The organism is Streptomyces sp. NPDC059224 (assembly GCF_042754285.1).
GTDB lineage: Bacteria > Actinomycetota > Actinomycetes > Streptomycetales > Streptomycetaceae > Streptomyces.
Genome location: NZ_JBHZAN010000025.1, coordinates 164,367 through 177,091, shown reverse-complemented (window position 1 = coordinate 177,091; position 12,725 = coordinate 164,367). Strand labels below are relative to the sequence as shown.

Sequence of the window (12,725 nt, the reverse complement as noted above, 5' to 3'; positions counted from 1 at the left end):
GCGGGTACAGAGGGCGCAGAGCGCCCTCTGAAAGACCGTCAGCGCAGAGCGCTGACCGGCCGGCCAAGGGGCCGGCCGTGGAGCCGGCCCGCGGGGCGGGCCGGAGGCCGGCGGGTGGTTCGGCCTCTAATTCAGTTCCTCTTTCCGGGGGTTGTGGTCAGAGAATGGCTGGCTAGGTGGGAGGGGGTTCCCTCGTGGTCCTGGCGGGCCTTTTCTGTGGTTTCTCGACGGGTTTTCAGGTTGTCCCGTTGGTGTTTCTCTGCGGGTGGTCCTGATTTCCTGTGCGGTCTGATTATTCTAAGGGCTTGGGGGCCTGGAATTCAAGTTGTGCGGCGGGAATTGACGGGGTTTCCGTTCTCCCGGCCCTGGGGGTTCGCTTCGGTCCGGCCGAGCGGCCCCGTGCGGCTCCAGCGGGAGCCTACAGGGGGTCCCGGCAGTCAGGGAAGGGGTTTCCGGGGTGAGGCTCCAGGGGGGCCGCGTGCGGCGATCCGGGGCGCGTGTGAGGGTGGCGTTAGATTCGCGGTCCGGGAATTGGCGGGTTGTCAGATTCGGCGGACCCGGGGGTGTTAGATCCGGGGTTGCTTCAATCGTCGTACATGGGGCGGGTGTTAGATTCGCTGGTTGGGTTGGCGGGGGTGTTTCCGGGTGGCGCTAGATTCGCGCCGGGTGGTTGGGGGGTGTTAGATCCGGGCTTGGGCGGGGGTGGGGGTCGGGTGGCTCCGGTGGGTTCGGGGTGGGTCGGCGGTGCGGGTCCCGGTGGTGGGTGTGGATGGTCGTCGGGGGTGGGGTGGCGGGTTGAGGTTCCTAGTTGGGGGTGGGTTTGATTGAGCGCGTTGGGGTGATCCCGTTCCGGTGTTGTGTATTCATGTTTCGGTGTGTACTATAGTTATCACGAGGTCGGGGGAACGAAGAACCGGCCGAGAAACCACCTACTGACCCTGTTGGAGGGGATCTTCATGTCCGGTACCAAGACGTTCACCACCCCGGCCGGTAACACCTACTCGTACGCGGTCGAGACGGGCGAGAACGGCGAGGCGGTCTACGACCTGTCCCGCGTCCTCCAGGACGGGGTGTTCCCGATCGGCACGGTCGTGGTCCACCCGAACTGGGAGCTGTTCCCGAAGACCGAGGGTCTGCTGAACGTCCAGTTCGGCAAGGGCAGTGCCACCGACCGCCACGAGCGGACCGACGCCCCGAAGCTGGGCGACATGGACCTGCCGTACGTGGTCGGCAGCCACCTGGTCAACCCGGCCGACCTGACCGCCGCCACGGACAACGGGGCCGCGCCGCTGCTGACGTTCCGCAAGCGGATCATGGGTGCGGCCTTCGAGACCAACTCCCCGGCCGAGCACGCGAGCCAGGACACCTTCGAGAAGGTCCGCGACCTCGTCACCGGCCTGGTCACCACCTACCAGGCCGACAAGGCCACCCCCAAGCGCGAGGCCGCGTACACCAAGTTCCTCAACGCCCAGCGCGCCGACGCCGTCCAGGCCCAGATCAACAAGCTCGACGACAAGGCGCAGGCACTCGCCTTCATGCGCGCCGAACTGGTCGAGAAGCTCAACGGCTACAAGACCGCCTAACCCCCCACCCCCCAGGCCCGGCGGCCCCCCAACCCCCACAGGGGCCGCCGGTGCCCACCACCGGCCCACGGCGGCCCCTCCAACCCCTCCCACACCAAGCCCCGTCATCGCAACGCGACAGGACCCAAAGGACTTCAAGTGACACAGTCGATCTTCACCGCGCGCGAATGTGAGTTGCTGGACGAAGCGCTTGGCGCGCTGAGCGAGGCAGCGGCCGAAGCTCTCAGCGATGAGACTGCGGCACAGCTCGAAGCTCTCGGCTTCAAAATTCACGGTCTGGGGCCGAAGCGAACGTGCCCCGGATGGGGCGAGGAGTGCGGGAACGAGATGGAGGCGGGGGCGGACCTCTGCCCCGATTGCCGCATGGGACGGCTGGACGCGCAATCCCCCCGGATTCCCTGCTAGCCCTTCCCCGAGACAGCTGTAGATCTCTAGACCAGGGCAGGGCGGCCCTACCCTCCAAGGGCCGCCCGCGCCCGCTCCAGGCCCAGCCCCGGCCCCTCTCTCATCCCCCGGGGCTGAGCCACGGCGTTGTTGCGTATTCGTGTTTCACTGTGTACTGTAATCACATCAGCCGGTCAGTACCTGCACCAACTCCTGGGAGATTCCATGTTCGCCCTGCTTCGCCGCCGTTCACCGAAGGTCGCTACGCCCGCCGAGAAGTCGGCGATGCGGCCCGCGATCGAGACGTCGGCGATCTGCTCCGAGACTGGGCTCCCGTACGGCGAGCCTGGCTCCGTGGAGCGGCTGGCCTGGATTTTCGCCGAGCAGGACCTGGAGGACATCCAGGAGCGCATGGAGTACTTCGCGGCACGCGCCGCCGCGCGCCCCGAGTCCGGCCTGGTCGTGTCCACCATCAAAACCCCCATAGCCCGCCCGCACATCCTTCTCATCGGCGACTTCGAGTCCGACGGGGACCGGCGCGGCGGCACATGTGTTGAGTGCGGGGCGCACGGTGAACTGTCCGCGCTTCGGGACCTTGCCCGGAACGACCTCGGCTGTGAGGCGACTTGGTTCTAACGCCGGATGCCGCCCCCCGGTGGGGGCGGCATCCAAGTCCGACCGCACATCTCCGCGCCACCCTCACAAGCTAGGAAAGTGGGAGCAATGATGAACCACAGGATCGGGCGCAGGATCGGGCGCAGGACTGGAATCTTCCTGGGTGTCCTGCTGGGTGTCTCTGCGATCGTCCTTACCGTGTTCTGCCTCAAGATCTCCATGGATGCTTCGCACGCGCTCTCGAACCCCGCCGCCGAAGCTCAGACCGTGCGCCATTGCCGGTAACGGCTCGCGCTGTTGCGCCCCGAAAGGACCCCTAATGACTGACAGCAAGCTCAATGAGTTGCTTGCCCGCGCAGCGAGCGGCGACCCCGAGGCCGCCGCCGCCTTCCGTCGAGAGCGGGCACTGCGGCTCCACGCGGCAGAACGCTTCCGCGCGAGCGGCCGGGCCGCCGCACTGCGGATGCTCCGGACTGCCTCGTAATCTCGCGCGCCGCGCCCTCCCAGCGCGCCCCCTCCCCCCTCCTCCCTTGCTCGCGCCCCGCTCAGCGTTTCGCTGGGCGGGGCCGCTTGCGTTCCGCAGCCCTCGGCGATCTGCTCAACTCCTCGACCCTCTCCACCCCGTCGCGGCGCTCTGCGTCATGCTCACCGTCCCTGGGCCGTCCCGCTTCCGTTCTCCCGTCCTGTCTCGTGCTTCGTGGTCTGTCCGTGTCTCGTCTGTCGTTGCTCCCTCTGTTCCTCCACCTCTTCGGCTCTTGTGCTCTGCGGCTTCTTCCTCTCGCTTGCTGTTGTCGCTCCGCCTGCTCTCGCTCTTCGCTGCTCCTCTTTCCCTCGCTCCATCCCGTCCTGCTGCTGCTCTCCCATCCATGTCGCTTCTTCCTCTCCCCGCCGGCCTTCTCCTTCCCCTTCGCCCGTGGCTCTTCGCTGATGTCCTCGTAGCCCTTGGGGGTCTCGTAGAGAAGTAGTCGGCGCGCTCCAACCCCCTTGACCGTCGCCCTGAAGTGCAGGTCTCCGTGTCGAGGGCGCAGCCTGGGGGCAAGTTGTAGGGCAAGTTGAAAGGCAAGCTGTAGAGCAAGTTGTAGGGCATGTTGTGGGGCAAGTTGTAGGGCAAGTTGGCCTCTGGCGGTGGTCTGCGTGGCCAAGTCCCGTCTTTCGCGGGGGGTGATTTCTCTCCCCTCCGGCATTCACGGAGGGGAGAGAAATCACCCCCGCGGGATCTCTGGGGAGGGGAGGAGAAATCTCCCTCCTTTCAGGTCAGGGGGGAGATTTCTCAGTTGCCGCCCTGGGGGAGATTTCTCTCCCCCTCGGGTCGGGGGAGAGAAATCACAGTCCAACGGAGCGGCCCTGCGACGGCCAGCGCTTGCGCAGGTGGGGCGTGCCGCTCGGCGCCGGCTGTTCTGGCTGCCTGGGACGCGGCGGGGTCATGCTCCCTGCGACGCCACGGTGGCCGCGCTGGGTTCGCCGTCGGAGATGCGCCCGTCGAGGCAGAGGTCGCGGTAGCCGGGCGTGTAGGTGAAGCCGTGTCCACCGCAGGTGGCGCAGTCCGGGGCGTGGGCGGTGGGGGCGCCGAAGCAGAGAATCGGCTCCTGATGGACGGCGGTGTAGGTGTCGTCGCCGTGGTGCTCCCAGGTGAGCACGGTGAGGACTTCACCGGTGCCGTCGCAGCGCCCTGCGCAGTCGTGGGGGTGCGGGTCCTCGTCTTCGTTCTGGTCGTCGAAGTCGCGGAAGGCGTCCAGGAGGTAGGCGCGGGCGCGCAGATCGTTCAAGGCTGGCCGGCGGTCGAAGGCCCGCAGGGCGTGGCCGGCGGTGGCTGCGGCCACGGCTGCGGCGCTGTCGGCCGGTGCCGCGGTGGCGGCCCAGTCGAGTAGGAGTCCGCGGGTCATGAGGTGTCGCCGTTGTTCGCTGGCCACGTCGACGGCGGGGAAGCGGGAAGCGAGGCCGAGGTTGGCCCAGGCGTAGGTGTCGAGCATTTGGCGAACCACCCGGGGGGCGGGTCGGAGGAAGGGGCGCTTGGGTGGCAGAGAGTCGTCAGTGGCCTGGGGGGCTCGGCGTGCGTCGCCGTGGGTGTGCTGGTGGAGTCGGGCGTACTGGGCTCGCAGGTGGTCGAGACCGTTGTGGGGGTGGTCGTCGAGGGCCAGGCCGTCGACCTCGCGGAGGAGGGCGCCGTGGTCGCGGGCGGCTTCGTAGAGGTCGGGGTCTCGGGTGCGCAGGGCGAGGACGTCGACGAGTGCGCCGGCGTGCAGGAGGTTGAAGCGGCGCAGGACGGGGACGGCGTCGCTGTCGGGGTCGTATTCCAGAGCGTCGGTGAGGCGATAGTGGGTCCAACGCGCTTCGAGGATGAGCCGGGTGATGGACGGGCGTTCGTCCCGGTACACCTTTACGGTGTGTTCGGGGTGCTGGCCGACGGGCACGAGGGTTCCCTTCAGGTGACTGGTGGCGGGTTAGCGGGGCCTGGTCGGCCCGGGCTTCATCGGGTCGTTGCAGGCGAGGTCACGATGGCGTCGGCTAGGCGGTGAAGGCTGACGCCCTGCGGAGCTGCAGCCTTGACGACGCGGTGCGCCGCTCCGGCGGGGGCGTGGGGCAGTGCGAAGACGCGGCCGCGGTCGAGGACGGCGAGGAGGCGTGCGGCGTGAAGTTCGCATCCATCGGCGCCAGCGTTGTCCGCGTCGAGCACGGTCACGGCACCGGGGCCGGCGCAGGTGGTGTGATCCGTCGGGAGTGTGGCGGGGCAGCGGGCCATCGGTCCTCATCTGGTGGGCTGGGTGAAGTGGCTGTATGGGGCTCCGGGCTGGCGGGGACGGAGCCTGGGCTGCGGCTAGCACCGTTCTTCGTCGAGGAGGTGCGCGTGGCCCCAGGGGTTCGGTTCCGGGATCGGGCGTCGTGTCAATGTCGCGGAGGCGCTCGCGGCAGCGTTCTTGTACGTAGCCGCGGCGGTGCAGGGGGTTTGGGCCAGGCCGAGGCTGTGGCGCACCAGGGGCAGTGCGGTTTCCTGGTCAGGCGCTGGCTGAGGGCGAGCGCGAGCAGGGTGCCGGCGGCTCCGAACACGGTTCCGAGAACGAAGGGGTGCGTCTGGTGTCTCCCACTGGATGATGCGGGGCCACCGGGTGGTGGCCCCGCATCGGCGGTCGTCGGGGGGCGGGGGTGCTGGGGTGGGTAACTGGTCGCGTGGCAGCGGATCGCCAGGGAAGAGGGACAGGTGTGCCTCGCCGGGGCTCTGTGGCGTCGGTATTCGTGCCGTTTCGATCACCACCAGTGCCGGAACAGGTAGTCACCGCGCGGGAGTTCGCCGCGTCGGATGAGGTCGGCGAGGACCAGGTTCAGCGACGGGGAGAAGGCGCGATCGGCGAAGAATCGGCTCTCGAACACGGCGTTCTCAAGGTCTTGCGTTTCGGGCGGGTTCGCCTCGACAGTGGCTGGTGTGTTCTCGTCAGCGACGCGGATGCTCAGCCAGTAGTCCAGCTCGCTCATGCCGGTCTTGTAAACGACCTCACCGATACTGGAGTCCCAGCCCAAGTACACCCTCGCGTCATCGAGCTGTTCGAGTGCCTCCTCGTAGTCCCCGTCGGAGGTGAGTTCGTACAGCTTCACGCTGTCATTGGGGATGTGCTCGTCGTCCCGCTGACAGTCGCGCAGCGAGTTGTACGGCTTGCCGTAGACGCGCTCGGCAATGGCTCCGATCGGGATGTAGCCGTTCCCGGCGGTCGCATGATCAGCGTGTGGCTCCAGCACGTAGATGCTGTAGGGCGTGTACTCGGGTGCATCGGGCATGACGGGTCCTCCTCGTGGGTCTCCGGGGTCGGTCAGATGTGGTCGTGGAGATCGGTGTCGTTGTAGGTGGTCTCGGAGACCGTGATCCAGCCGGTTCGGTCGCCGTCGCGGAGCTGGAGCTCCCACTTACCCGGCTGCCAGTGCTGACCGGTCTGCTTCCGGCCGACGTACTGCCGCTGGCACTGCTTGGTGGGCTGGCTGCTGCCGCCTGTGGTCGAGCCGGAAGAGCCGGGCTGGGTGGTGCCGGAGGTGCCTCCGTTCGTGAGCGACTTGCCGGGCTGGGCACCGCCGGACGAACCGCCGGAGCCGTCGGGGGTGGTGTCGTTCTTCTTGCCAGTGCTGCCCGACGAGCTGGACTTGCTGCCGCTGGACTTGCTGCCGCTGGAGCCGCCGCTGCGGCCCTCGAAGGCGGTAGTGGTGAACGAGCTGGTGCGGATAGTCGAGCAGTCCCGGCGGTACACGTCCTCGTAGTCGGGGATCCAGTGACCGGCGTAGCCGCGCTTGTCGATGACTTCGCCGTGCTTGACGGGCCCGTTGGCGCAGCCGGTGAGGGCGAGGAGCGCGGCGGCCGTTAGGGCGGTGCCGAGCGTCAGGGTGCGGGGGGTGGGCACGTTGGGCTCCAGGAGGTGTGTGGGTGCGCTCGTCTGCTACAGGTGTTGTGCGCGAGCGCCGTGTGACACAGAGGCGGAACTTTCTCCGCGAAGATCACAGTACACATTGAATTCTCAATACGCAACACACAGTTGGGGTGCCGACCCGTCTCCTCGTCGTGAGGCGTTGGGCAGCCCTGGCGTTGGGCGCGTCAGAGCGCTGTGTGAGCGCTTGCGCGTCAGCTAATGGACTGGATGATCCAGGCGAGTAGGCAGACGCCGGCGATGACCGCCCACATGCGCAGGGCGGCCGGATCCTTAGCGATCGACTTGGCGTTGGACTCGAACACCTCGGCCGTCGGCATCATGCCGGGGTGGACGGTGTCCCGGTGCTCGTCCCGCTTGGCGGCGGCCTGCCCCTTCGGCAGCCACCCGGTCGTGATCCCGCACGGGCCGCACTCGTACCGCCATGCCACTGCGGGCTCCTCTTGCGCCGGTCCTGTCGGATGTGGTTCGACGGTACCGGGGTGCCGCGCCCTACGGGATGGGAACAAGCCGATAGGGAACGGTAGATGGGGGCGGTAGACGCTTCTAGCGTTGGGATAGATGCGCAGGTCAGACGGTCGTAGATGTCACCGATAGATGGCTGGTGGCGCCTCCGCGGGGGAGGGGAGTGATGGCCGGCCGAGAGAGGTTTCGGGCGCCCAGGAGCTCCCTCTGGCCGGCGGCCGGGGGAGCTCCCGGGCGGATGGTTCAGGCACTGTCCGCAGGGGCCTCAAGGAAGGCGACTTCGGGGGGTGGAGCGGGGGGCTCGGCAGGGGGTGCGGCGGGGGCGTTCGGGGTGAGGTCGGGGACCAGCTGGGCGGGGATCTGTAGGGCCCTGCCGAGGGCCTGCTCGAGGTCGGCGATGTGCACCCCGAAGTAGTTCCTCCCCTGGATGCCCATCTGGGTTCGGACGGGGATGTCGAGGGCTTTGCACTTCTGTCTGATCACGGGTTCCGTCCAGTCGGCCAGCATCCTCTCCCGGTGGATCCGTTCGAGGAGAGTGTCGGTGTGGACGCCCTTGCGGCCCTGGCGGACGGCGAAGGCGACGCTGTGCTCGACGAACGCTGCGAAGGCGGCGTCGGCTTCGGCCGCAGCGGCTTGGGCCTGCGTCGTTTCGGGGTCCCACTCCCCCGCCGTTTCATGATCGTTTAGGGTGTCGGTCCCCTGAGGCGCCTCCTCCTCGGCAGTGGTGTGCGCGTCTTCCAGGTCCTTCACCGTACGGCCGGCCGACAGCCCGGTACGGACGGCGACGGTCGTGACGACGACGAGTCCGGCGACGCCGTAGACGTACAACAGCCCTGGGTGCTTCTCCGCGAAGTAGAGGGCGACGTAGCCGACAAGGCCGAGTGCACTGAGGCGGACGAGGAAGCCCCCGCTCTCCTGGTCGCCGTCTCGCAGCCAAGCTCCCACGTAGCGCAGGGCAACCATGGTGGCGCTGACTACGACGGGCACCTCGCGCACGAACGGGATGTGCTCCAGCCTGATTTTCCGCCGTCCCTGCTTGGCAGTGTTCGTCTTGTCCGGCTTCCCGCTCATGCCCCCACCAGGGACAGCCCGGCGGTGGCGACGGCGATGACGGCTCGCCAGATGGAGCCCTGAGCTGCGGACATGGCGGCCGCGGTGAGCATCCCCCACAGGGCGCCGGTGAACGGCACGATGGGAGCGAAGGCGGACAGCACGAGCAGGATGATCACGACGGCGGTCATGCCGATGGATCCCAGGTCGGGATTCTCGGCGATCTGGCGCGGGATGTCCTGGACGGCGGTGCCGAGGTCGTGGGGCCAGGAGCCGGCGCGCAGGAAGGCGAGCTCGGCGAAGAAGCCGATGGCCTGGGCCGGGCCTCGGGCCAGCTTCTTCTTCCCCTTTCCCCAGATGCCGTAGATGAGCGTGACGATCAGGATGACGCTGACGGCGGTGGCGGACATCGGGCCGAGGGCGCTGGTTCCGGCCCCGGCGGCGAGCAGGGTGGTCACGGGTGTCCTTAGAAAGTGGGGGCGGAGAACAGCAGGACGGCGATGCCGGCGGAGGCAACCGGGATGTGGGTGAGGAAGCGGACCGCGGCGCAGAACGAGGGCAGCCGGTACAGCCACTTCTCCACGAAGGCGGAGATGCCGCCGCCGACGACCGCGGCGAGCAGGATCACGCCACCGCCGACGATGAACGGGGTGGACGGCTCGTTACTGCTGGCCGCAGCGTCGTGCATGACGGCGAGCGTCCACTGGGGCAGGCCGGTGTCCCACTGGGCTGTGAACACGCCCCAGCTCCAGGCGCCGGCGGTTGCCGCGGCTCCGTTGTGGAGGATGAACCGCTGCAGCGGCGTGAGCGACGCCCACCAGGCGGTGAGGGAGCTGCGGTTGCGGCCCCGGCCGACCAGGCCGGTCCCCTCCCCTGCGGGTGCCGACGGCTCCTGGCCGGTGCCGTAGGAGTGGTTGTGCACCTCGTAGGGGTACGGATCCGTTGCCTGCGGATCGGCGGTCTTCCGTACGCGGAACCAGTCGGGCCCCTCGTCCCCCGGGCCCGGGAGGTCTTCGCCCGCATTCGCGACGGCCGGGCCCTCGGCTCCCTCGGTCAGGTCGTCTTCCTTGCGCCGGCGCCAGGGGACACGAGGCGGCCACGTGCTGTTCGCCGGCTGTGCCTCCGCGGGCCCGGCCGGGTCAGACGTGGCGTCCTGGTCGTCGGCGGGCATCGGCTCGTCGGCCGGGGCCTGCTGCTCGGGGAGGTCCGTGAGGTCGATGGTCTGGCCGGGAACGGGCAGCCGTCCGCCGGGCGACATTGAGATCCGACGGGTGGAACCGGCGGACTCCAGGTCCTGGGCGGGGCGATCCGTGCCCGGCTCGGGCTCCTCCCCGACGGGCTGCTCGGCGTGGCCGAGCGGCCGGACGCCGATGCGGGACAGGAGGCGGCGCAGCTGCGTCTCGTCGTCCGGCATGCCGTTGCCCGTCTCCGAGGTCTGGGGCGGTTCGTTCTCGGGGGTGTCGGTGTGTGCCTGGTTGATCGGGCCGCGGGTGGAGGGGGTCGTGCTCACTGCTCGCTCCCCTCGTGGGAGGCGGGGTGCCGTACGAGGGCGAGGCGGGTCCGGCCGTGCTGCGGGGTGCCGGTGGATGGGGCGGTCACCGGGCGGCGGGCCGGGGCGATGAGGGCGAGGGCCTCGTTGACGTGCTGGTCGAATGTGGTGGCGGACATGTGTGGTCCTCACGGTCGTGCTCGCGGGCAGCCCGGCGAGGGCGCCCTGCGGAGCGGGGCGTCAGGGTCGGTTGCCGGCGGCGGGAACGAGGAGGCCGCTGTCGTGCTCCTCGAAGTGGTCACCCGCGCTCGGGTCGAGGCGGAGGAGCTCGTCGAGCGGCTGCTGGCCGGCCGGCGCCGGGGCGGGCTGGGGGTCTTGGGGGTGGGCGGCCGGCTGCGGCGGCTCGTTGGCGAGGGCGAGGGCCTGGTCGAAGTGGTCGGGCTCTTCGCCGTGGGCGTCGTGCGCGGCGGGATGGGCGGCCAGCGCCTTGGGCAGCCATTCGGCCTGGGTGTCCAGGAACTTCTTGGCCCGCCCGTTGCCGATGCCGAGAGCGGCAGAGATCTTGTTGATGCCCCAGGCGAACGTGCCGTCATCCTTGCGCGGGACGGTCTCGACGAAGGCGGCCATGACTTCCTCGTCGGTCTTCGGCCCGGCGGCCGCGTCCTCATCCTGCCCGGCGTCGACGTCCGGGTCCGGCGAGGCGGTGTCCTCGTCGCCGGTGTCCTCCTCGGGCTCGTCTCCTTCGCCCATCCCGGCCTTGACCTGCTGGTCTTCCTCGTCGCCGGAGTGGGATGACGGGGCGGCCTGGGGGTCGGCCGCCTGGGATGGGATGGCCGGGATGGAGCCGATCAGGGTGTTGAGGATGCCCTCGAACGCGACGGGATTGCGCAGGTTCATCCCGGCGATGTCGGACTGGCGTACGCGCAGCTGCAGCCGGGCGACGACGCGCTTCAGGATGGCGGGGTCGGAGCATCCCGCTCGTTCGCTGGCATCCTGGGCGCGGCCGTCGGCATGCATCTCGGCGAGGCGGTATGCCCAGCGGGTCATCCCGCCGGCCCGCTTGACCGCGTCCTGGGCACGGCGCAGCCGGTACCAGCGGTAGGCCGCTCGGGAGATGCGGACCTCGGCGGTGGCCTCCTCCTGGGCCAGGTCCTGGCGGGCGGCGAGCAGCAGCGCGACGCGGAAGGCCTCGACGGGGTGGAGCAGGCGCACCAGCGCGATGCGGCGGTCGGGGCGTCCCCCCTTGTTGCGGGCGGCGCGGCGCTCCTCGAGCGAGCCGATCTCCCAGAGCACGGCCGCCAGGACCGGCCACACCGCGCGGACGGCGCCGCCGAGGAGGGAGTCGGCTTCGGACGCGGAGAAGACCGAGCTGATGCCGGCGAGGATCCAGAAGAGAGCTCCGGACAGACCCGATCCGTCGCCGTCGCGGGCGCGGCGGCGGGCTCGGCGGCCGCAGACCATCGCCGCGACGTCGAGTGCGACGAAGGGCAGGAGGTCGAACGGGGCGTCCAGACCCATCTGGTGGTGGCCGACCCGTCGCAGACCGGTGGCCGACAGGGCTGCCGCGGCTGCGGCGATGACGACGGTGAGGAGGTCCTCGATGCGGCGCCCGCGGCGGTCGGCGGCCGCGGCGCGCTCGCCGTCGGTGAGCGCGGCCAGGGCAATGCGGCGTCGGCGCAGGGCGATCGCCGGGCCGAGGGTGAGGACGAGCGCCCCGAGGACGAACTGCCAGCTGTCGAGGAGTTCGGCGAGAGCCGCGCCGTGGGGGGCGAGGTCGGGTGTCACGGGGAGTCCCTCCGGGCGAGGTTGCTGGCCGCCTGGGCGGCCCGGGCGCGTAGCTGGTCGTCGCTGGGCGGGGTCGGGTCCTGGGTGATCCAGTCCCTGAAGGCGTCGCGCTCGGCCCTGGCCTGGCCGAGCAGGGCCAGGAGCAGCATGGTGAGCGGGTTGACGGGCGGCACGCCGGCGCCGGCTGGTACGAGGACGGGGAGTAAGAGGACGTCGTCGCGGCGGGCGAGGGTGCTGACCAGGGCGCGGTTGAGGGCGTAGGTGTCGCCAGCGGGGTTCATGCGGCGGCCGTCCAGCCGGCGGAGCGGCGGTGGGCGGCGACGAGCTCGTCGCGGTGACGGGCGGCCTCGCGGATGTTCTCGATGTTCTCCAGGCGCTTCTTGGGCTTCCCGGAGGTGCCGAGGTACTGGCCGGCGAGCCGCTGCACCTCGCGCGCCGCGGCGATGCGGGCCTGCTGCTTCTGGGCGGAGCGCTGGTCCTCGGCAAGGGCCTGGTCGAGCCGGTCGCGCTCCATGACGAGCCGGCGCTTGAGCTTCTCCGGGGTCAGCCCGCCGCGGATGCCGACGGTGTCGCCCTCGCGGAGCGCGAGTTCAGCGCACGCGGCGCGCACCGGGCATACGGAGCAGTGGTCGCGTACGGTCTGGGCGCGGCGCCGGCGCCAGTCGGTGTCCGGCTCTCCGTCCTCCTGGTAGAAGTGGCCGATGTCCGGGTCGGCGGTGAGGCAGACCGAGTACTTCATCGTCTGGCGCAGCTGCGGGGTGCGCAGCTCCTGCGCGACGTAGTGGCCGTCCTGTCGGTCGAGGAAGCCGCTGGCGACGAGGCTGTCGAGCGGATCGGTCGCGGCGACGAACTGGGCGATGCTGGCCTCGGCCGTGCCCGGGATGGCGCGGGAGGCCGGCGGGCGGGCTGCCATCATGGTGTTCACGCGTTCTCATCTCCTGTGACGCTCTG

Annotated in this window: 15 protein-coding genes; 4 read left to right on the top strand and 11 right to left on the bottom strand. The window is 69.7% G+C overall.

Features of this window, described 5'->3' with window-relative positions; translation table 11 throughout:
• The first annotated feature begins 956 nt into the window (after positions 1–956).
• The 4 genes from ACFXI4_RS27790 (at position 957) to ACFXI4_RS27775 (ending at position 3,066) form a co-directional block, all read left to right on the top strand.
• Complete coding sequence (locus ACFXI4_RS27790) at positions 957–1,583, top strand: hypothetical protein (protein WP_384995908.1); 627 nt, start codon at positions 957–959, stop codon at positions 1,581–1,583.
• Between the two features lie 138 nt (positions 1,584–1,721).
• A complete protein-coding gene (locus ACFXI4_RS27785; protein WP_384995905.1) occupies positions 1,722–1,988 on the top strand; it encodes a hypothetical protein in 267 nt (88 codons plus the stop codon).
• Between the two features lie 204 nt (positions 1,989–2,192).
• Positions 2,193–2,603: a hypothetical protein gene (locus ACFXI4_RS27780; protein ID WP_384995902.1), complete on the top strand. Its 411-nt coding sequence runs from the start codon at positions 2,193–2,195 to the stop codon at positions 2,601–2,603.
• Positions 2,604–2,901: 298 nt separating this feature from the next.
• On the top strand, positions 2,902–3,066 hold the full coding sequence (locus ACFXI4_RS27775; protein ID WP_384995899.1) for a hypothetical protein: 165 nt from the start codon (positions 2,902–2,904) through the stop codon (positions 3,064–3,066).
• A 937-nt stretch (positions 3,067–4,003) separates the two neighbouring features.
• Here ACFXI4_RS27775 and ACFXI4_RS27770 read toward each other — a convergent pair.
• The 11 genes from ACFXI4_RS27770 to ACFXI4_RS27720 form a co-directional block, all read right to left on the bottom strand.
• Positions 4,004–4,993 carry a hypothetical protein gene (locus ACFXI4_RS27770; protein WP_384995896.1) on the bottom strand — a complete coding sequence of 330 codons (990 nt, stop codon included), beginning with the start codon at positions 4,991–4,993 and terminating at the stop codon, positions 4,004–4,006.
• Between the two features lie 832 nt (positions 4,994–5,825).
• Positions 5,826–6,350, bottom strand: a complete 525-nt coding sequence (locus tag ACFXI4_RS27765) for a hypothetical protein (RefSeq protein WP_384995893.1) — start codon at positions 6,348–6,350, stop codon at positions 5,826–5,828.
• Positions 6,351–6,382: 32 nt separating this feature from the next.
• Complete coding sequence (locus ACFXI4_RS27760) at positions 6,383–6,961, bottom strand: hypothetical protein (RefSeq protein ID WP_384995890.1); 579 nt, start codon at positions 6,959–6,961, stop codon at positions 6,383–6,385.
• Between the two features lie 218 nt (positions 6,962–7,179).
• Positions 7,180–7,416 (bottom strand): hypothetical protein, encoded by a 237-nt coding sequence (locus ACFXI4_RS27755; protein WP_384995888.1) that lies wholly within the window; start codon positions 7,414–7,416, stop codon positions 7,180–7,182.
• 277 nt (positions 7,417–7,693) lie between these two features.
• Positions 7,694–8,521, bottom strand: a complete 828-nt coding sequence (locus ACFXI4_RS27750; RefSeq protein ID WP_384995885.1) for a hypothetical protein — start codon at positions 8,519–8,521, stop codon at positions 7,694–7,696.
• Positions 8,518–8,958, bottom strand: a complete 441-nt coding sequence (locus ACFXI4_RS27745; protein WP_024126623.1) for a hypothetical protein — start codon at positions 8,956–8,958, stop codon at positions 8,518–8,520. The genes ACFXI4_RS27750 and ACFXI4_RS27745 overlap by 4 nt, the downstream gene beginning before the upstream one ends.
• Positions 8,959–8,966: 8 nt before the next feature.
• A complete protein-coding gene (locus ACFXI4_RS27740) occupies positions 8,967–10,010 on the bottom strand; it encodes a hypothetical protein (RefSeq protein ID WP_384995881.1) in 1,044 nt (347 codons plus the stop codon).
• Positions 10,007–10,168: a hypothetical protein gene (locus tag ACFXI4_RS27735; RefSeq protein ID WP_384995878.1), complete on the bottom strand. Its 162-nt coding sequence runs from the start codon at positions 10,166–10,168 to the stop codon at positions 10,007–10,009. The genes ACFXI4_RS27740 and ACFXI4_RS27735 overlap by 4 nt, the downstream gene beginning before the upstream one ends.
• A 61-nt stretch (positions 10,169–10,229) precedes the next feature.
• Positions 10,230–11,774 carry a DUF2637 domain-containing protein gene (locus tag ACFXI4_RS27730; RefSeq protein WP_384995875.1) on the bottom strand — a complete coding sequence of 515 codons (1,545 nt, stop codon included), beginning with the start codon at positions 11,772–11,774 and terminating at the stop codon, positions 10,230–10,232.
• Complete coding sequence (locus ACFXI4_RS27725) at positions 11,771–12,055, bottom strand: hypothetical protein (RefSeq protein WP_384995872.1); 285 nt, start codon at positions 12,053–12,055, stop codon at positions 11,771–11,773. The genes ACFXI4_RS27730 and ACFXI4_RS27725 overlap by 4 nt, the downstream gene beginning before the upstream one ends.
• Complete coding sequence (locus ACFXI4_RS27720) at positions 12,052–12,690, bottom strand: WhiB family transcriptional regulator (RefSeq protein WP_384995926.1); 639 nt, start codon at positions 12,688–12,690, stop codon at positions 12,052–12,054. Before ACFXI4_RS27720 ends, ACFXI4_RS27725 begins: the two co-directional genes overlap by 4 nt.
• Positions 12,691–12,725: the final 35 nt, after the last annotated feature.